The sequence below is a fragment of the Streptomyces sp. DH12 genome, from assembly GCF_020873895.1.
GTDB lineage: Bacteria > Actinomycetota > Actinomycetes > Streptomycetales > Streptomycetaceae > Streptomyces.
Genome location: NZ_JAHWGT010001465.1, coordinates 1 through 408 on the forward strand (window position 1 = coordinate 1; position 408 = coordinate 408).

Genomic DNA, 408 nt, shown 5'->3' on the forward strand with positions numbered 1-408 from the left:
GCCGAGCAGGTCGAACTCCGGGCGGGTGAGCCCGGCCCGCCGCAGCGGGGCGTCCTCGGCCTGCTGGAAGAGCGCCGCGCAGCGGTTGATGCGGCCGATGATCTCCATGGGACCGGTGTCGAGGTCGGGGTGGACCGCCCGCCACTGCCGGACGACCTCGGCGACGGTGTCGCGCCCAGGGGCGGACGTGTCCGCGGTGCTCGAGGTGTCCGGCGTGCCGGTGACACCGTCGCCGGCCGATGGCCCTTGGGTCGCCGTCATGGCGATGTGTCCTCCGTGTGCGTCTGCGTGCTGGTGGTGCCGGGGTCCGGGAGGAGACCCTGGCGTCGTACCGTCGCCGCGAGCGTACGGTGTGCCGCCTGCTCGGCGAGCACCACCCGTTCCTGGGGCAGCGCGCGCTGCCACCAT

1 pseudogene is annotated in these 408 nt (G+C 74.3%); it reads right to left on the reverse strand.

Annotation, left to right across the window (positions count from 1 at the left end):
- Positions 1 to 261 (reverse strand): annotated as a pseudogene (locus tag LPA54_RS42790) (MarR family transcriptional regulator); the annotation flags it as partial.
- Between the last annotated feature and the right edge of the window lie 147 nt (positions 262 to 408).